A 20,545-nucleotide genomic window follows, 5' to 3' on the forward strand; every position below is an offset into this window, starting at 1 on the left:
TTCAAAATAAGTGCTTTTATAAATAAATAAGCTCATTAGATACTGGCCGATTGGTTAAGTTAAAATTCTTTTTACCATCTATAAGCACTGTATCCTCTATTCGTATGCCTCCTATACCAGGGAAATACACTCCAGGCTCCACGGTAACTGTCATTCCTGTCTCTAAAGTAGATTCACCCCCCTTGGAAGATAGAGTGGGATACTCATGAATATTTCTACCCACACCATGACCAACACCGTGGCAAAAATACTGTTCCAAACCAGCATCTTTTAATACACGGACAGCTGCCTCATGAACATCTACACAACGAGAACCTTCTTGACATAGCTGTATGGCTGCTTTTTGAGCTTCAACCACAACAGAATAACTTTCTACTAAGCAAGGGTCTGGCAGTCCCCATGCCACTGTGCGTGACATATCAGAACAATAACCTTGATATAAAACACCAATATCAATGAGCACTATATCGCCTTTGCGTAAAGTACGTTCTGTTGGCACAGCATGGGGAAATGCCGCATGTTCCCCAAAAGCAATAATCGGAGAAAAAGCAAGGCCTTCGGCGCCAGCTTTTGCCCAAAATATGCGCAACAAACGAACAACCTCTTTCTCTGAAATCCCCTCCTGTAAAATAGAAAGCACAAAGTCATATCCTTCTGCCCCTAAGGCGGCAGCTAGACGCATTTTTTCTATTTCATCATCCGACTTACGACTACGCAATTTTTCAGAAAATAAGGCAAGAGGCTTCCAAGAGAAGGAAGAAGACGCTTTTTGTCTCTCTACATATTTATGATACGAAGTATGAAGACTATCGAATCCTATAGTATGATATGTCGTCCCTTTGAGATAAGAAATGAGACGAGCAGTTGTATCTCCGTCACAAAAGATTAACGTAGCACCTTGAACATTTGCATAGATATCTTTATCCATGCGGTAAATAAAAAATACAACCTCATCTCGTCCAATTAGAAGGGTGCCCGTATTTGCCTGATCATCAAGAAAATAAGCAATATCTTCGTTTCTTTCTACAATGAGTGCATCTACAGAATAGCAAGACAGTGTAGCCTGTGCCTTCCGAATTCGTTCTTGAAACATCATCCTCTCTCCTTAATGAAATCCTCGTCTACAATTAACCGACGCATTAGCGAACCATCAAATGCCCTTTCTGGCTTCCCTAGCTCCCAAAAAAAAGATAACCAAGAAACATCGAACTCTGGCCTGGACTTACAAAACATTGTTTGAGCCAGGGTTTCTTTAATTAAAAGTGAGATGGTTGTCTTATCGATTTTTTTCTTTCCTTCAGCAGACAAATAAAGTAACCATGTCTTTAATTCTTCATCACATATCAACGTGGGGGCACTGTCAATGAAGAATAAGGAAGGGCCCATTTGAGAGATTCCTATACCTAAGCGCTTCAATTCCTCCATATGAGAAACAAGAAAAGCTCCTTCTTGAGAAGTTACTTCTAAACATATAGGAATTAAAAAACTCTGTGTTTCATATGTACAATCCTGTTCACCCAATAAGGAAAGGTAAAATAAATGCTTCCTAACAGCATTTACAAAGACTACATGTACTCCTTCATAATCTTCTGCAAGGATCACTTTACCTAAAGAAGTAAGAAACCTTACCGAAGATTCTTCTCTTCCCCACGGCATATGTATTTGCCTTTCCTGTGTAGGAAGAAGCATAGGAGACTTAGGTAACATAGAATCATTTACAAAAGCATTTTGTGGTAACGACACATTCCGTATATCTTCAACAAAGCGCAACTCTTGTTTCTGATTAGTTTCTGGGAAAGTAGGGACAGAATGAGAGGAACAAATAGAGTTTCCTTGTGATCTGGCTAAGGCATCTCTAATTGACTCTAAAATAAACTCTCCTACACTATCTTCTTTTAGGAGACGTACTTCTGTTTTCTGAGGATGAACATTAAAATCACACCAATGGGAAGGAAGATACAGCTTTAAAACAAACACAGGATATCTTTGAGGAGGGAGAAGTAGGGTATAAGCCTCACCAACCTTCTTAGATATGAAAATAGAGTCTACGGGACGATCATTAATAAAAACCCTTTGCCCTTGACGCGTGGGACGATGAAAATCAGGAAGCCCTAAAAATCCAGAAATACGTAAGGAGCCAGAACGCTTGTCTACATCTAGGGCAGATCGCATAAAACTATCACCCATAACAAAAGCAACACGTTCAGAGAATTCCCAATGTTTATGAATATAAAATTCCTGTTGCTTTTCACTAATCCAGGACCAACCTACTCCTTCCATAGATAAGATTCGATTCTCTAAAAGCCTACGTATAGCTAAATGATCAGCCTGAGGGCTCTTCTGAAAACCACGACGTACAGGAACATTGTAAAACAAAGAATCTACTGTAATTGTGGTGCCTCGTTGCCTAGGGGAACTCTCAGACGTCAGAATCTCTCCTCCACGAACAACAGTACGCGATCCTCTTCCAGAACCAGAACAAGAAAGAATTTCCATTTTAGCAACCGCTGCAATTGCAGAAAGGGCCTCTCCACGAAAACCAAAGCTCAATAGAGAAAAAATATCGGAAAATGCAGCTATCTTTGAAGTGGCATGACGACGAATAGCCCAAGGAATATCCTCGGGATCCATTCCACAACCATTATCTTTAACAACAATACGTCCTTGTCCACTTCCTAAAGTTTCAATATCAATTTCATCAGCTTTTGCATCTAAAGAATTTTCTACCAACTCCTTAACAACAGAAACAGCACTTTCAATTACTTCTCCAGCTGCTATTTGATTAATTGTGACAGTGTCAAGCAATTGAATACGATTCCCTGAGGACATAGTGCTACTACCATAAAAGCTATTGCGCACGTCGAAGTTAAAATACTGTTAAACTAATGTCAAGAAACCTAATTCTATGAATTAAAAGAATCTAAATACAAGTGATTTACGACATAATTATCATACTTAAACTAAGATAAAATAATAAAAAATAACTTGTTTTGCGAATTAGTTAATTTTAAAATTAAATTTATAATTTAAATAATTTTAGGAATTATATTAATGAGCAAGCCTACCTCTAATAATTCTAATAAGCCATCTGCGTCATTTAATAAAAAAACGCGTAGCCGACTTGCGGAACTGGCTGCACAAAAGAAGGCGAAAGCTGACGATTTAGAACAAAAATATCCTCTCCCCACAGAAGAAGAAGCAAAAGCTGCTCTCACAAACATTCTACAGGGATTAGGGAACGGATTGACTCTTCAACAAATTCTAGGCTTATCTGATGTTCTATTGGAGGAAATCTATACAATAGCCTATAGCTTCTATTCCCAAGGGAAGTACAACGAAGCAGTTGGACTATTCCAAATTCTTACCGCTTCCAAACCTCAATGTTACAAATATATTCTAGGTTTAAGCTCATGCTATCATCAACTCCAGCTTTACAATGAAGCTGCTTTCGGCTTTTTCCTTGCGTTTGATGTTGAGCCTGAAAATCCCATTCCTCCCTACTACATCGCAGACAGCTTAATGAAATTAGAACAACCAGAAGAGTCAAAGAACTTCTTAGACATTACCATGGATATCTGTGCAAACAAACCGGAGTACCGTGTGCTCAAAGAACGCTGCAATATCATGAAAGAATCTCTGAAAAACATGCTTAAAGCAGACGATAATACCAACAATAAGAAAAAGGCCCCAGCAAAAGCTAAAGCTTCTGGATCCGGGAAAAAGAAGTCTAGTAAGAAACGATAATCCCATTAAGGTTGTGGAGAAGAAATAATGAATAAAAAACACAAAAAAACACAAAAAACAACGAAAAAGGCTAATAATCAAGCAATACTATTTACACCAGAAACTAGCAAACAAGAGCAGGCGATTACAAACTTAGAAAACCTCGTGTCCTCGATCTATCAAGATCTGCCCTTAGCACAAACCTTTTCAGGAATCCAAGATGAAAAACAGCTTGCAAAAATGATGGCAGCTCTAAATGGCACTTTAGATGCTTTGCCAATAGAAACTCTTACACAAGGTTTATTCGATAATCCTCAGGAAGATTCAAAATTTGCTAAAGAGCTTTCTACTATTTTGCATGGATTAAAAAATCTTTCGTCAACTGTTAACAAGCATATTTCCCGAAAGAAATAACTCTAAAACATCACTCAACCAAGGATAATGATTATGTCCGTTTCTTCCTCAGGTTCAGATAACGTTAGCACTAAAAATATCTTATCTCAGGTCATAGCCTCCTCACCTCAAGGGGTCCCAAATCAAGATAAAATGTCAGGCAATGAGGTTAAGCAAATCCAGCAAACCCGCCAAGGTAAGAATACTGAAATGGAAAGCAATTCTACTATTGCTGGAACTCAGGGGAAAGAAAAAGCGGGAGAAGCTCAGAGTATAGAGCAACAAGGGCTTGCTGCAGGGAAAGAAGCGGAAACATCAACAGAAACAACACAAATAAGCCAAACAACAGGGACTAGTACGACAGCCGTCAATACAAAAACCTCTGAGGAAGTAAGTAAACTACAAGAAACTTCCCTTTCTTCTCTTTCTTCTTTAAGTGCCTCAAGTACCCAACAAATTCAAGAACTAGTTGCAGCAGCAACTGCAGGAAATTCTAGCGTAAACTCTTCTTTAGAAACTCCAGAGCTTCCGCAGCCTTCTGTAACACCAAGGCAAGATGTGTCTGAGATTAGTTTAGCATTAGCAAAAGCAATTTCTGCTCTAGGAGAAGCAACTGCATCCGCTCTCTCTGATTATCAAAGTACACAAGCACAAGCCACCATAATGAGCCGTATTGCACTAGAATCTCAAGGATTAAAAATCGATTCTGAGCGTGCTGAGTACAAAAAGCTGCAAGAAGTACAAAAACAATCGGCAACGAATAAAACAATGCAAACAGTTAATACTGTTTTAATGGCTGTTTCCATTACAATAACAGTAGTCTCTGTCGTTTCTGCACTCTTTACTTGTGGCTTAGGACTTATAGGAACTGCAGCAGCTGGAGCTACAGCAGCTGCAACAGGAGCTGCTGCAGGAGCTACAGCAGGAGCTACCGTAGCTACATCCGTAGCTACTCAAGTTACTGTTCAAGCAGTTATGCAAGCAATAAAACAAGCAGTGGTCACTGCTGTTAAGCAAGCAGTTATGCAAGCAGTCAAGGCTATTGTGAAGAAAAGTATAGCAAATATTATCAAAACCGTGGTCAAAACAGTAGTCAAAACACTGGCAAAAAATATTGGGAAAATTTTCAACACCGGAAAATCTACTCTTTCAAGAGCTTTTCCTAATCTCTCCAAAGTTATCAACGCCTTAGGAAGTAAAATTACTACATTTGCTTTAGGAATGGCGATAGCCGTCCCTCAATTAGTACAAGGTATCGGAAGTATTAATCTATCGAACTTACAAAACGAACTTGCAGAAATACAAAGAACTACAGGAATGCTCTCTGCACAAGCAGAAATGATGAATATGTTCACCCAATTCTGGCAACAAGCAAGCAAAATTGCTGCAAAACAAGTAGATAGTGCTAGTGAAATGCAGCAACAAGCAACGAAATTAGGCGCACAAATTGCTAAAGCATTTACAGCAATTAGTTCTAGCTTAGCATCAGCAGCGTGAAAATTATTTAAGAGGGGGATATTGTTATGACATCAGGAGTTAGTGGGAATCCATCTGATCCTACTGTATTAGCAGCGCAACTTGCAGCTGCACATCTACAAGGAAAAGATGCAAAACAACCTGAAAAACAAACAGAGAATGTAGCTAGTGGTTTTGAAGATTTGATTCAAGATACTCAAACACAAGGAACTGTAAAAAAAGAAGCTACTCAGACTTCTAGATCATCCAAATCAGAAAAATCAACTAAATCAGAGAAATCTTCATCTTCATCCTCATCTTCAGTATCTAGTGCATCAAGTACAGTAACAGCCCAAGCTGTACAAGCACCATCATCTCTTACGAAAAGTAATTATGAGCTTCCATCATTGCCTATGCCAGAAAGCACGGAAGTTAATGGTGTCGTAATTAAAAAAGGAATGGGGACTTTAGCTCTTCTAGGATTAATTATGACTTTACTAGCACAATCTAGTGCTCAGTCTTGGTCAACAGAATTCCAACAACAAAACCAAGCTATCCAAAACCAAGTAGCTATGGCACCAATGATTGGAGATGCTATTCGTAATCAGGCCGAACACCAAGCTAGTGCTACAGAAGCTCAAGCTAAACAAAGTCTTATCTCTGGTATTACCAATCTTGCTGGTTTTGCCGTCTCTGTTGCTGGAGGTATCCTTTCTGCTGCTAAAAGTTTAGGAGGCCTAAAATCCGCAGCATTTACAAAAGAAACAGCAACAGCAGGTACAGCAGCAGCAGCAGCTTCCCAAGCTTCAAAAGCAGCTAGTGAAGTAGCATCATCAGCAACTAAAGCAGCAACAGCAGCCTCAACATCTGCCTTAGGAGCTGCAAGTAATGCTGCAACTAAAGCTGCAGCTAATCTAGTAGACGATATTGCTACGGCTACATCAAAAGCCACGACACAAGCAGCAACATCTGGATCAGGATTATTTGGTAAGGTTCTCAACACCGCCGGATGGCAAGACAAACTATCTCGAGGACTGAATGTGGTGAAAACACAAGGAAGTCGTGTAGCTGCATTTGCAGGGCGTGCCCTTTCTTCATCTATGCAAATGGCACAATTAGTCCATGGGCTAACTGCAGCTGTTGATGGTATTGCTGGTGGGATTATTGGTGCTGAAGTAGCTTTCCATCAAAGAGCAGCAGGTATGGCAGAAGCTCAAGCCGAAGAACTAAAACAACTTACCTCTGTACAACAACAATACGCAAGTCAGGCTCAAACTCTACAAGAACAATCAATGCAAAGCTTCAACTCTGCTCTACAAACACTCCAGAATATTTCTGATTCACAAACTCAAACAACGCAAGCAATTTTCAATTAGAGAAGGCCTGCTTAACTGATTAGGCCTAACTACTGTTAGGCCCTCATGTAAAGCGGCTTTACTCATAAATATATCCCTGACGAAATTCTTCGCCATAAATCAGACGGCAACCAATAACCATAAAGGCAACAGCAAAGGGTAAAGACTTAGAAAAATGCTCTCCTAAAAGTACCCAACCATAAAAAGCAGAGAATATGGGCATAACAAGATTACAAAACGACAGGAAAGTAGATGAATATTTCTTCAATAGCGCTGCATAAAGATTATAACTAATAAGATTAGAAAATAGTACTAAACAGAAAATCACCTGCACAAAAATTTGAAAATTACTCACAGGGATAGGGCGCCAAGTTTCTACAACAAAGGAATGCCCTAGGGAAAGAATCCCAGAAATCAGCATGGCATAAGCATTAATTGCCGTTACTGATAGTGATGAAGTTCTTTCAATTTTTCTTAATAATGTCCATCCAAAAGCCCCTAAACATGTTGCTAATAATACAAGTATTTCTGGCCATCCTAGTTGCCAACTCCATGCAGAAGACTCTGCCCCACCGAAAAATAAATAAAACAAATAACCCAATAAGCCGAGACTTAACCCTCCTAGTTTCTTCATGGTCACAGTTTCTCGTAATTGAATATAAGAAAATAGCGCAGACATGAAAGGAGACAATCCGTAAATAAAGCAAGCTTTCGCAGAAGACAAATGACGTAAACCTAAAAATTCACATACATTAGTCAAATAAAACCCCACTATAGCTACCACACTTACTGGTAAATACGCATTTTTCGGTAATCGTAATGAACCTTTTTTCCAAATAACAACTCCAGCTAAGAGAATACCTGCTATTAGCATCCGACTCCCTGTAACAAACATAGGAGAAGCTACCTCCATAGCTAACTTACTAAAAGCAAATGATGAGGACCAAATAAAAGCTGTAAGAAAAATGAGAAAAATGGACATGGGGGATCAAATTCAGTGATAAAAACCTCTTATTGTAAGTGAAAAAAGCTTTGCATCCAACTCAAATAATGTTTTACACAAAGATCTCAAACGTTCTCAATTCCTCTCCTTGGACTAAACATAAACGTTTTTCAGAAAACTCCCTTGCACAGATCCCAAAAAAAGCTACAATAATGCACTTACAAACTTCATTAAATTGGAGAGAAAATGATCCGCGTAATCTGCGACCAAGAAACTTTCGAACTTCCTAGAGGCTCTACAGCCGCTGATTTCGCGAGCAAATTAAAAAATTCTCATTATTTTGCCGGCGTTGTCATAAATGATCGAATTAAAGATCTGACTACAACCCTAGAAGAAGGAGATGTATTAAGATTTGTAACATTTTCAGATCCTGAAGGTCGTGAAATTTTTTTACACACTTCCGCGCATATTTTAGCTCAAGCCGTGTTACGACTATGGCCTAATGCTATGCCAACAATTGGTCCTGTGATTGATCAAGGATTCTACTATGATTTTGCCAATCTTTCGATTAGCGAAGACGACTTCGATGCTATAGAAAAAATGGCCGAACAAATTGTGCAAGAGAAGCATCCGGTAGCAAAAAAAACATTTTGCGACAAACACGAAGCCCTAAAAGAATTCGGTCACAATCCATTTAAAGTAGAGCTCATTAAAGAACTTCCCGATGGAGAAAAAATTACATCTTATTCCCAAGGGGAATTCATAGATCTCTGTCGAGGCCCCCACCTTCCATCAACAGCACCTGTAAAAGCCTTCAAACTTTTACGTACATCTGCAGCATATTGGCGAGGAGACCCGCAAAGAGACTCTCTAATACGCATTTATGGGGTGGCATTCCCTACAACAAAAGAGCTGAAAGAACACCTATATCAATTAGAGGAGGCGAAAAAACGAGATCATCGTGTTTTAGGAACAAAATTAGATCTCTTTTCTCAACAAGAATGTTCTGCAGGAATGCCCTTTTTTCATCCTCGAGGAATGGTCATTTGGGACGCTTTAATAGGGTATTGGAAACGACTACATCAACTTGCTGGCTATAAGGAAATCCAAACGCCTCAACTTATGAATCGACATCTCTGGGAGGTGTCCGGACATTGGACAAATTATAAAGAAAATATGTACACCCTGCAAATTGATGACGAGGATTATGCTATTAAACCCATGAATTGCCCTGGATGCATGCTGTATTATAAAACTCGCTTACATAGCTACAAAGAGTTTCCACTAAGAATAGCAGAAATTGGGCACGTTCATCGTTATGAAATTTCTGGAGCATTGTCAGGATTAATGCGCGTTCGAGCCTTTCATCAAGACGACGCTCACGTTTTTCTCATGCCTGAGCAAGTAGAAGAAGAAACTTTAAATATTCTGAATTTAGTTTCTGAATTATACAAAACTTTTGGATTAGATTATCATTTAGAACTGTCTACAAGACCAGAACAAGGTACCATTGGCAGTGATGAACTTTGGGAATTAGCAACCTCTGCTTTAGAGAGAGCTCTCACTAATTCAAAAACACCATTTTTTATCAATCCCGGTGACGGTGCTTTTTATGGCCCTAAAATTGACATTCATGTAAAAGATGCTATTCAGCGTACATGGCAATGTGGAACCATTCAATTAGATATGTTCCTCCCTGAACGCTTTGCTTTAGAATATACCAATGCCCAAGGAGAAAAAAGCACTCCGATCATGTTACATCGCGCCTTATTTGGCTCTATTGAAAGATTTTTAGGAATTCTTATAGAACACTTCAAAGGGAAATTCCCTCTATGGTTAAGTCCTGAACATATAAGAATTATTACCGTAGCAGATCGTCATCAACCGCGTGCGAATGAGCTTGCCTCTACCTGGCAACAATTAGGTTTTGTTGTTACTGTAGATGACTCTAATGAATCAGTAAGTAAAAAAATTCGTAACGCACAAAATATGCAAGTAAATTATATGGTGACTATAGGAGATCGCGAAGTTGAAGAAAAAACTCTAGCCGTACGCACCCGAGATAATCGTGTATTAGATGTAACAGTAGAAAGATTTATAAATACACTACTTGAGGAAAAGAATTCTTTGAATCTAACCTCTCTACTATAGAAACATATAAATTAAGGATAGGCCTTTCTAATGAAAACTATTGCTGTCAATAGCTTTAAAGGTGGCACAGCAAAGACTTCAACAGCCTTACATTTAGGAGCAGCTTTAGCTCAATATCACCATGCTAAAGTGCTCCTTATCGATTTTGATGCTCAAGCAAATTTGACCTCAGGGTTAGGTCTGGACCCAGATTGTTATGATAGCCTCGCTGTCGTCTTACAAGGGGAAAAAAATATTCATGAGGTGATCCGGCCTATTGAGAATACTTTAGATCTCATTCCTGCAGACACATGGTTAGAACGTATCGAAGTTTCTGGTAATTTAGCTGCAGACCGTTATTCTCACGAAAGACTTAAGCATATTCTTTCTGCTGTGGAGCATGAGTATGATTTTGTCATTATTGACACCCCCCCTTCTTTATGCTGGCTTACGGAATCCGCATTAATAGCAGCACAATACGCGCTGATTTGTGCTACTCCCGAATTTTATAGCGTTAAAGGTCTAGAAAGACTGGCATCTTTTATCCAAGGGATATCTTCTCGCCATCCTCTGAGTATCCTCGGTGTTGCTTTGTCTTTTTGGAATTATCGGGGGAAAAATAATGCAGCCTTCGCTGAACTTATTCATAAAACTTTCCCAGGAAGACTATTAAATACAAAAATTCGTAGAGATATCACTATTTCCGAAGCCGCTATCCATGGTAAGCCTGTGTTTACCACTGCTCCCTCAGCTAGAGCTTCCGAAGATTACTTAAATCTCACCAAAGAATTACTAATTTTACTGAGAGACATGTGATCCATGGGAAATTTGAAAACGTTATTAGAAAGTCGTTTTAAAAAAAGCTCCCAAGAAAAAATGGATACGTTGACACGTCAACGCATGAATGGGGAGCTCTCTCCCCTTTTAAGTAGATTTTCTACCCCAGAACTATCTCCAAAAGAAGAAGAAAAGTTTCGCCAACTGTTAGAAAATTACACCTGTGATGATCAGATATCCGAAGAAGATTTTCATAATTTATGCTGTCTTTCTGCTCAAATTAAACAAATCCATCATCAAGCTGTTCTCTTGCACGGAGAACGTATTAAAAAAGTTCGCGATTTATTAAAAAATTATCGTGAGGGGGCCTTTTCTTCCTGGCTATTGCTTACCTATGGGAATAGGCAAACCCCCTATAATTTCCTTGTATATTATGAATTATTTTCTGCTCTTCCTGATCCTCTGAAAATCGAAGTAGAAAAAATGCCACGGCAAGCAATATATACGTTAGCTGCCCGCCAAGGTTCTCAAGAACAAAAAGAAGCGATTATTCGTAATTATCGTGGTGAAAGCAAAGGAGAACTTTTAGATATCATCCGAAAAACATTTCCTCTTGTGGCTACTGATCGACGACAAACCTGTCTATCTAGGCAAGCTTTTTCTCTACTATCTAAAGGCCTACAATTATTAAAAAAATGCCCAGAGCTATCTTCTGAAGATTGTTTAGATCTAGATAAACTGATAAAAAAAATGCAAAAAATTAAAAATAGTTTCTCCTCCAATACAAAGGTGTAATATATGGCAGCAAAATCCAAAGCTATCGAACTTGAAGATAATGTCTTTCTCATTCTAGAAGGCAATCTAAAAAGAATCTTCGCTACTCCCATTGGTTACACTACATTTCGTGAATTTCAAAATGTTGTTTTTAACTGCTCTAATGGGAGACAAGACATAGCCAATTTCTTTTTTGAAATGCTAATCAATGGAAAATTAATTCAAGATCTACCTGCAGAGCAAAAGCAGGCATCTCAAAGTTTAATTTCTGATTTTATGATGCCGATTCGCGTGGCTAAAGATATTCACGAACGCGGAGAATTCATCAACTTTATCACTTCCGATATGTTGACTCAACAAGAACGCTGTGTATTTTTAAATCGCTTAGCAAGAGTGGATGGCCAAGAATTCCTGCTAATGACAGATGTACAGAATACTTGCCATTTAATTCGACATCTATTTGCTCGTCTATTAGAAGCACAAAAAAATCCTATAGGAGAGAAAAACCTTCAAGAAATCCAAGAAGATATTGTATCCTTGAGAAACTACTTCGAAGAATTAGAAAAATCGCTTCTACAATAAATAATATATGAACAAGAAACAGCGTGTTCTTACTGGTGATCGGCCTACAGGTAAGCTACACTTAGGCCATTGGGTTGGATCAATAAAAAATCGTTTGGCTCTGCAAAACAACCCAAATTATGACTGCTTTTTTATCATTGCGGATCTTCATGTTCTAACAACAAAAATACGTAAGGAACAAATCCTAAATGTAGACAATCATATTTATGAAGTACTCGCTGATTGGTTGAGCGTAGGCATAGATCCCAGTAAATCCACCATTTATCTACAATCTGCTATTCCTGAGATTTATGAATTGCATTTACTGTTTTCTATGTTAATTTCGATTAATCGTGTTATGGGCATTCCTAGCCTTAAGGAAATGGCAAAGCATGCTGCTATAGAAGAAGGTGGGCTATCTTTAGGCCTTGTAAGTTATCCCGTATTACAAAGCGCTGATATTCTACTTGCAAAAGCACAAATTGTTCCTGTGGGAAAGGATAACGAAGCTCACATTGAACTAGCTCGAGATATTGCACGTAATTTCAATCGTTTGTATGGAGAAGTTTTCCCAGAACCCACTGTTTTACAAGGAGATCTCACTTCCTTAGTAGGAATAGACGGATTAGGAAAAATGAGTAAATCTGCAAATAATGCTATTTACCTCTCTGATGAAGATCGGGTCATCAGAGAAAAAATTCGTAAAATGTACACGGATCCTAATCGAATCCATGCTACGACTCCAGGTCGTGTAGAAGGGAATCCTTTATTTATCTATCATGACATCTTTAACCCCAATAAAGACGAAGTTGAAGAATTTAAAACACGTTACCGTCAAGGGCGTATAAAGGATGTAGAGGTTAAGGCACGCCTTGCTGAAGCAATCATTCTCTTTCTACAACCTATTAAAGAAAAACGTGCGGAATTATTGGCAAAACCACAAGTCTTACACACAGCCTTACAACAAGGCACGGAAACTATGCGAAATGTAGCAAAAGCAACCATGGAAGAAGTCCACGACACCTTAGGTCTAAGCCATAAATGGCGTTCTCGACTATCCAAAACTCATGCCTATGACTTTTAAATTATGTGCTGCCTATGCTCCCTGTGGTGATCAGCCAGAAGCTATTGCTCAACTTACTCAAGGTATACGGAATAATTTACCTGCTCAAGTCCTTTTAGGAGCCACAGGATCAGGGAAAACATTCACTATTGCTAACGTAATTGCTAATGTGAATCTCCCTACTCTAGTATTAGCACACAATAAAACATTGGCAGCTCAACTATATCAAGAGTTTAGAGAATTTTTCCCTAATAATGCAGTAGAATACTTTATATCTTATTACGACTACTATCAACCAGAAGCCTATATTGCGCGCAGTAATACTTATATAGAAAAAAGTCTTCTAATCAATACGGAGATTGATAAGCTACGCTTATCAGCAACACGATCCCTTCTAGAACGTCGGGATACTCTAATTGTTTCTTCTATATCTTGTATCTATGGTATTGGCTCTCCTAAAAATTACGCTGCTATGACACTCAAGCTTACAGTAGGAGAAGAATACCCTCGAGCTATGTTAACTACGCAGTTAGTAAAAATGCATTACCGAGCCTCCCTTACTGGGCAACTTTCTTCTTTTCGAGAACGTGGTAGTGTCATAGATATTTTCCCAGCTTATGAAAATGATCTAGCTATCCGCTTAGAGTTTGTTAATGATCTACTTACTTCAATAGAATTTAGTGATCCATTAACGATGATCCCCAAACAATCTGTAAGTTCAACAATCATCTATCCCGGATCACATTATGTAACCCCTGAAGCAATTCGTGAACAAGCTGTACGCTCAATTCGTGAAGAATTAGAAGAACGCATGATGTTTTTCCAAAATCGTCCTATAGAACAAGATCGTCTTTTTCATAGGACAACCCATGATATCGAAATGATTAAAGAAACAGGATTCTGTAAGGGAATTGAAAATTATTCTCGTCATTTCACACAATTACCCCCAGGGGCTCCTCCTACATGTCTTCTCGACTATTTCCCTGAAGATTTTTTGTTAATCATCGATGAATCTCACCAAACCTTACCCCAGATGCGAGCCATGTATCGCGGAGATTTTTCTAGAAAACAATCTTTAGTAGAATATGGTTTTCGATTGCCTTCAGCGTATGATAATCGTCCTTTAACTTATGATGAAGCTCAGAAATATTTTCGTAAGGTAATTTACGTATCTGCAACACCAGGAGCGACAGAATTACGTGCAAGCCAAGGCCATGTTGTTGAACAAATTCTTCGACCTACAGGAATTCCTGATCCTCTCCCAGAAATACGCCCAGCAGTAGGACAAGTGGATGATCTTTTAGAAGAAATCCGCAAACGCTTATCAAAATCCCAAGAAAAAATTTTAGTAATTTCCTTAACAAAAAAACTTGCTGAAGACATAACAACGTTTCTACGTGAGTTAAATATTTCTGCCGCCTATCTACATTCTGGCATAGAAACTGCTGAACGCACCCATATCCTTACTGATTTACGTTTAGGGAATATTGATGTACTTGTAGGTGTCAATTTACTTCGAGAAGGGCTAGACCTTCCTGAAGTATCTCTAGTTGCTATTCTTGATGCTGATAAAGAAGGATTCTTACGTAGTACCTCTTCCTTAATACAATTCTGCGGAAGAGCAGCAAGAAATGTTCAAGGGAAAGTCATTTTCTATGCTGATCATAAAACACCATCCATAGAACAAACGCTAAAAGAAACACAGCGTCGTCGTCGTGTACAACTCGAATACAACAAAACACATCATATTACTCCTAAACCAATTATTAAGGGAATTTTTGCTAATCCCATTCCTCAAGGAAAGAAAAAAGAAACTACAGAATCTCCCCCACTTCCTTTATCAGTAACGGAATGTGAGAAACTAATTCAAAAATATGAAACTCTCATGCACGAGGCAGCTAATGAATTTCGATTTGACGACGCAGCTAAATATCGAGATAAAATGAAAGCAGTCAAAGAACATTTGCTTTATCTTTCATAAAATTCTTTGGAATCTACTTGCTTTTTACATTCATATGCCCTTAAATTTCCCATATACTCTTTCTCTGATTAATCAGAGTTAAATGACTTTGAAAAGAGTATTCAATCCCTTGATAAAAGAGATAAAGTTTATGTTAGAAGTTGCTATTTCTGATATTCAAGCACGAGAAATCTTAGACTCTCGTGGATATCCTACGCTATGTGTTAAAGTAATTACAGACTTAGGGACTTTTGGAGAAGCTTGTGTACCTTCAGGAGCTTCGACTGGAATAAAAGAAGCTTTAGAACTTCGTGATCAAGATGGCTCACGCTATCAAGGGAAAGGAGTATTACAAGCGAAGAGACATATTACAGAAATTCTTCTTCCTGTCCTTCAAGGATTGAATATCTTCGACCAAATCCTTGTAGATACAATTATGATAGATACCGATGGGACGCCAAATAAAGAAAAAATCGGTGCTAATGCAATTTTAGGAGTATCTCTAGCACTTGCTAAAGCCGCAGCGACAACACTAGATCTCCCTCTTTATCATTATGTTGGAGGATGTTTTTCCCATATCCTTCCCTGCCCTATGATGAATCTTATTAATGGCGGCATGCATGCAAACAATGGCTTGCAATTCCAAGAATTTATGATTCGCCCCCTAGGGGCTCCATCATTGACAGAAGCTATACGTATGGGTGCTGATGTTTTCCATACTCTTAAAACACTTCTTAATGATAAGCACCTCACTACAGGAGTTGGAGATGAAGGAGGATTTGCTCCTCAATTGCAATCAAATGCTGATGCTTTAGATCTTCTCATGCAAGCTATTGAGAAAAGTGGTTTCACCCCTGGTGAAGATATTTCCTTAGCATTAGATTGTGCCGCATCATCTTTCTATGACGAGAAAACACGTACATATCAAGGGAAAAGCTACCAAGAGCAAGTAGAAATCTTAGCTGATCTTTGTAATCGCTACCCTATAGATTCTATAGAAGATGGTCTCGCTGAAGAGGATTATGAAGGCTGGAAATTACTCACTACAACATTAGGCAACCGTATCCAAATTGTAGGGGATGATCTTTTTGTGACTAATCCTGAACTCATTTCCGAGGGAATTCATAAAGGAATAGCCAATGCCGTATTAATTAAACCTAATCAAATAGGAACATTGACAGAAACATCTGAGGCTATACGGCTTGCTCATAATCATGGATATTCAACAATTCTCTCTCATCGATCAGGAGAAACAGAAGACACTACAATTGCAGATCTCTCAGTAGCGTTTAATACAGGACAAATTAAAACAGGATCTCTATCGCGTTCAGAACGCATTGCCAAGTACAATAGGCTCATGGAAATAGAAGAAGAACTAGGGAATGTCGCCTGTTTCAAAGATTCAAATCCATTTTCTAAGCGATAACTTTTCTACGATTCTCATTGTCTTTTCTAAGAAAATATAAGGTTTGTGTCTTACCAAATCAAATAGTAGGTGTTTGGTTAAGCTAAATCTTTTATATATCCAAAAAAGTAAATACACAAATAACTAGCCTACAGGACAGACAAGGTTTCTTCAAAAAATATCCTCAATCTGTGTAGTTCGTGTAAATGATTCCTTTTACAAAAACAATAGGTTTCCGTTTATGGTTAGCATGTGTAGTAGCGATTATTTTCCCTCTGGGAATTAATATTGTTCTACTTAACCTTAAACAATACCGTAATACAGTATCTTCAGTTGCTATAGCATTTAAAGAAAATGCTGCTTTTAAAGTCGATGCTCTTCAACATACCGTACCTTTAAATGCAGATATTCTAACGTTGTTTTCTGAAATTTTAGATCTTGATGCAGGAATCCCTACCCATCCTAACATTGAGCTCAGCAACAAAATGCATAGAATGTTTAACTCAACATATGATGAGATTTCATTAATTAAAATTTTCCCAAACGGAGAAAAAATTGTTGTTGCCTCGAGTATTCTTGAACGCTTGGGGGAAAATTACCAACACATTCTTGATATTCCTAATAACTCTATGTTTTCAGCAACATTGAAACAATCAGCAAAAAATCATGAAGTTTACTCAGTCATGCAGTCAAATATTTTTGACACAAATACTAATGAAATTTCTGGAGTTCTTTACACTACTTATAATGTAGAAGATTTTTTAAAAAATATCTTAATAAATACCCAGCCACTATTTACCGTAAAAACAGCAATTGTATCTAAAAATGGCGTGATATTAAAATCCTCAGACCCAGAATTAAATTTGCATACCATTTATCCAGACACTACTCCTGAACAATTCTGCGATATCTTTATAAATAAGGAATCGTGCCCTAAGAAAATTGCATTACAAAAGATTCGCCTAACTCCCTTATCTATAGGGAAAAACTTTTTCTCATTTATAACTAAAAAACAAGAAATCTGGGGCTACATAGCTCCCATCCAACAAATGGAACTCAGTCTTCTTTCCTACGGAGAAAAGACAGATTTATTATCCAGTTTTTGGAAACGCGCTGTTATTTATTTTGCCTATTTTACCTGCGTATTATTAGGAAGTACTGTTGCTTATCTTGTAGCAAAACGCTTATCTCTACCTATACGTAAATTAGCTACGGTCATGATCAATACTAGAAATCATACTCTGGACTATGTTGATGACACTCTAGGATTTGAAATCAACCGTTTAGGCCATATTTTCAACGCTATGGTAAAAAATCTTAACCAACAACAAGCTTTAGCACAAAAAAATCACGAAATAAAAGAAAACGCTCAAAATGCTCTATACCTTGGAGAACAAGCACAACAACGTCTTCTTCCTAATACACTTCCTCTCTATCCAAAAACAGAATTAGCTAAAGCATACATTCCCGCTATCAATGTTGGTGGAGATTTTTTCGATGTTTTTATTGTTGGTGAAGGGGAGAATGCAAAATTATTCCTGATTGTTGCAGATGCTTCAGGAAAAGGAGTTTATGCATGTGGTTACTCACTATTTTTAAAAAACATGTTGCGTACTTTTTTATCTCACACGTCATCCATCCAAGAAGCCATTGAAAAAACTGCTGCACTTTTTCATCAATCTACTTCTGAAACAGGAATGTTTGTTACATGTTGTGTGTATAGCTATAGCTATGCAACTAAAACTATAGAATTTTACTCTTGTGGTCACAATCCCGCCTGTCTCCTATCTCCTGACGGTCAAGTGTCTATGCTCACTCATCAAGGAATAGCTTTAGGATTCTTACCTCAGGTACCTTTTGTCCCTACGCAAACTTTCCAAATAGATCCTGGCTCTTTTATTATTCTCTATTCCGATGGAATTACCGAAGCACATAATCAAGCAGGAGAAATGTTCAGCGAGGAACGTTTAAAAAACACTGTAAAAACTCTGGTAGGAAAAAGTGCAGAAGATGCTATGCACACATTAATGTTATCAGTAAAAAACTTCGTAAGTAATTGCCCTCAGTACGATGACATTACTTTACTGATTCTTAAAATAGTAGACTCATGAAACAGAATTTTACCAAACGTATTTTATTTTTTCTTTTTTTGGTAATTCCGATTCCCTTGATTCTGAATTTAATTGTTCTATCGGTATTTTCTTTTTCAGCAGCTAAAAACACTATTATTAATAATCTCCATACTCATGCCACTCATTTTAATCTTGAATTTGAGAAAAAATTATCCATTCATAAAATCTTTCTCAAAAGATTGGCTAACACTCTAGCATTGAAAGCCAATACAGCGGATGACTTCTACACTCAAGCATATCATGAAGTCCTCTCCATATCGGATTCAGACTTTTCCTTATGCCTAATTCCCCTAGTCAATGAAAATATCCAAGCGAAAAATCCCTTGGACCCTTTTATCCGTTATTTAAAAAAACATCCAGAAATCAAAAAGAAACTCAGCAGAAACACGGGAAAAGCTTGTATTCTTACAGTACCCTCAGAAACTCAACATCAGAATGATTACTATCTTGTCATTCCTGAAGATATCGAAGCATGGAACTCCCCTATGCAAGCAGGTCTGATTGTAGGTTTTTATCCTATGCATTTTTTTACAAAAGGATCTCTTCAAATCCCTCCATCTTCAAAACGAAGATATCTGTTTATTAAATAAATATGGAGAGGTTCTCTTCTCATCAAATCCTGAATTATCTTCAATGGTTTTTTCTCTGGACATTGCGCACTTTCCTAAAATCACACCAAAATTAGCAACAACTCCCATATCTATAAAAGAACCTCCTAAAATTCTCCGAGAGGGCAATCTTGTTAGCATGAAAATGAAACACACATCCTATTTAGGTATTCTCTTAAACCAAATACCTATTCAAGGGGTCTACTCACTTTCTATAGTTCCGAGTTCTTTATTAATTACTAAAACAATTAAACTACCTTTAAATGTTATTTTCTTTTACCTCCTAGCTTTCCTTGGCATGGGATGGATACTTAGAAAAATGAACAAGCGTCTAAATCATCCTATTCAAGAACTAGCAACATGTATGGAATCCGCTTGGAGAGGAAACCATAATATTCGCTATGAGTCTTGCCCCTATGCATATGAAATTAATGAACTCGGCAATATTTTTAACTGTACCTTACTCCTTTTACTCAACTCTAAGGAAAAAGCAGAAATAGAATATGTTTCAGGAAGTAAATTACAAAAAGAACTCACTATTTTGGATTCTTTACAACAAACATTACTTAGCCCTGATTTCCCTGAATTCCCTGAGATTTCTTTTTCGTCTCAACATCTAGGGAATCGATTATCGGGACATTTTTATGGATGGAAACATTCTCAGAATATCTTTTTAGGTGTATTAGGGACTGCAGGAGACATTGGTCTCCCCTCTTATCTTTATGCTCTATCGGCTCAAAGTTTATTCCTTACCTATGCAAACTTATTCCCCTCTTTAGAAAAAATTAGTGAAAAAACTTTAGTTTCTTTCAAACAAATAACTGAAGGGGACTCGACTATCTCTATGACATTTCTACGCTACTGTTCTACAGAAAATACTTTAGAATTAATTTCTTCTGGAGAAACACCACCTTTAGTTTTTTTAAAAAACGAAAATACCTTTTCACAACTTTCCACTCCACGTACGCAAAAAATACAATCCAAAGATATCCTTGTATGCATCACAGGGAATCCTAAACTTGCTGAATATCTCTTACATCTCCCAATTGAAGAGTTACTTAAAGATTCTTTATCACCTTTAAATTCAGATAACTTTATAGAAACTCTAAAAGAAATGTTAGATCAAACATCAATAGATGATAGCACTGTGAGTTTTTTCACCTTTAATTAATTCACTATTAACGCTAAGAATATAAAACAAATTAAAACATTAAATAATACACAAGAATCAGATAGAAAATACGACCGTATTGTATTTTAAGAATC

Annotated in this window: 15 protein-coding genes and 1 pseudogene; 13 read left to right on the forward strand and 3 right to left on the reverse strand. The window is 37.7% G+C overall.

From position 1 onward, the window contains the following. Positions 1-16 precede the first annotated feature (16 nt). Both RT28_RS03515 and mutL read right to left on the reverse strand, forming a co-directional pair. The gene (locus tag RT28_RS03515) at positions 17-1,093 is read right to left on the reverse strand and encodes a M24 family metallopeptidase (protein ID WP_038501322.1); all 1,077 of its coding nucleotides are present in this window, start codon (positions 1,091-1,093) and stop codon (positions 17-19) included. Beyond that, a complete protein-coding gene (gene mutL, locus RT28_RS03520) occupies positions 1,093-2,829 on the reverse strand; it encodes a DNA mismatch repair endonuclease MutL (protein WP_038500913.1) in 1,737 nt (578 codons plus the stop codon). Before mutL ends, RT28_RS03515 begins: the two co-directional genes overlap by 1 nt. A 222-nt stretch (positions 2,830-3,051) precedes the next feature. Between mutL and RT28_RS03525 the strand changes: the two genes are divergently transcribed. The 4 genes from RT28_RS03525 to sctE are packed head-to-tail and all read left to right on the forward strand — an operon-like array spanning position 3,052 to position 6,947. Continuing rightward, entirely contained in the window at positions 3,052-3,744 is a 693-nt protein-coding gene (locus RT28_RS03525) for a SycD/LcrH family type III secretion system chaperone (protein ID WP_020355645.1), read from the forward strand. 27 nt (positions 3,745-3,771) lie between these two features. After that, positions 3,772-4,137, forward strand: coding sequence for a hypothetical protein (locus RT28_RS03530; RefSeq protein WP_020355646.1), 366 nt, complete (start codon positions 3,772-3,774; stop codon positions 4,135-4,137). Between the two features lie 33 nt (positions 4,138-4,170). Further along, positions 4,171-5,613, forward strand: coding sequence for a type III secretion system membrane protein (locus tag RT28_RS03535; RefSeq protein WP_038501324.1), 1,443 nt, complete (start codon positions 4,171-4,173; stop codon positions 5,611-5,613). A gap of 26 nt (positions 5,614-5,639) precedes the next feature. Beyond that, positions 5,640-6,947 (forward strand): type III secretion system translocon subunit SseC family protein, encoded by a 1,308-nt coding sequence (gene sctE / locus RT28_RS03540; protein WP_038500916.1) that lies wholly within the window; start codon positions 5,640-5,642, stop codon positions 6,945-6,947. A gap of 58 nt (positions 6,948-7,005) precedes the next feature. Here sctE and RT28_RS03545 read toward each other — a convergent pair whose 3' ends face one another. Next, the gene (locus RT28_RS03545; protein WP_020355649.1) at positions 7,006-7,908 is read right to left on the reverse strand and encodes a DMT family transporter; all 903 of its coding nucleotides are present in this window, start codon (positions 7,906-7,908) and stop codon (positions 7,006-7,008) included. 207 nt (positions 7,909-8,115) lie between these two features. On the opposite strand from RT28_RS03545, the gene thrS reads away from it, so the two are divergent. The 9 genes and pseudogenes from thrS to RT28_RS03590 all read left to right on the forward strand — a co-directional run bounded on the left by thrS (position 8,116) and on the right by RT28_RS03590 (position 20,450). Then, a complete protein-coding gene (gene thrS / locus RT28_RS03550) occupies positions 8,116-10,020 on the forward strand; it encodes a threonine--tRNA ligase (RefSeq protein WP_020355650.1) in 1,905 nt (634 codons plus the stop codon). A gap of 30 nt (positions 10,021-10,050) precedes the next feature. Then, positions 10,051-10,815 carry a ParA family protein gene (locus tag RT28_RS03555; RefSeq protein ID WP_020355651.1) on the forward strand — a complete coding sequence of 255 codons (765 nt, stop codon included), beginning with the start codon at positions 10,051-10,053 and terminating at the stop codon, positions 10,813-10,815. A gap of 3 nt (positions 10,816-10,818) precedes the next feature. Beyond that, positions 10,819-11,571, forward strand: coding sequence for a pGP6-D family virulence protein (locus RT28_RS03560; RefSeq protein WP_020355652.1), 753 nt, complete (start codon positions 10,819-10,821; stop codon positions 11,569-11,571). A 3-nt stretch (positions 11,572-11,574) separates the two neighbouring features. Continuing rightward, on the forward strand, positions 11,575-12,132 hold the full coding sequence (locus RT28_RS03565; protein ID WP_020355653.1) for a CT584 family type III secretion system tip protein: 558 nt from the start codon (positions 11,575-11,577) through the stop codon (positions 12,130-12,132). Positions 12,133-12,139: 7 nt separating this feature from the next. Continuing rightward, on the forward strand, positions 12,140-13,195 hold the full coding sequence (trpS, locus tag RT28_RS03570) for a tryptophan--tRNA ligase (protein WP_038500922.1): 1,056 nt from the start codon (positions 12,140-12,142) through the stop codon (positions 13,193-13,195). Beyond that, positions 13,185-15,155: an excinuclease ABC subunit UvrB gene (uvrB, locus tag RT28_RS03575; protein WP_038500925.1), complete on the forward strand. Its 1,971-nt coding sequence runs from the start codon at positions 13,185-13,187 to the stop codon at positions 15,153-15,155. Before trpS ends, uvrB begins: the two co-directional genes overlap by 11 nt. Before the next feature lie 130 nt (positions 15,156-15,285). Next, complete coding sequence (gene eno, locus RT28_RS03580) at positions 15,286-16,560, forward strand: phosphopyruvate hydratase (protein ID WP_038500928.1); 1,275 nt, start codon at positions 15,286-15,288, stop codon at positions 16,558-16,560. A gap of 185 nt (positions 16,561-16,745) precedes the next feature. Next, complete coding sequence (locus RT28_RS03585; RefSeq protein ID WP_038500931.1) at positions 16,746-18,650, forward strand: PP2C family protein-serine/threonine phosphatase; 1,905 nt, start codon at positions 16,746-16,748, stop codon at positions 18,648-18,650. Continuing rightward, positions 18,647-20,450 (forward strand): annotated as a pseudogene (locus tag RT28_RS03590) (regulator of sigma subunit). Before RT28_RS03585 ends, RT28_RS03590 begins: the two are co-directional and overlap by 4 nt. Positions 20,451-20,545 lie beyond the last annotated feature (95 nt).

Source organism: Chlamydia avium 10DC88 (assembly GCF_000583875.1).
Taxonomy (GTDB): Bacteria; Chlamydiota; Chlamydiia; order Chlamydiales; family Chlamydiaceae; genus Chlamydia; species Chlamydia avium.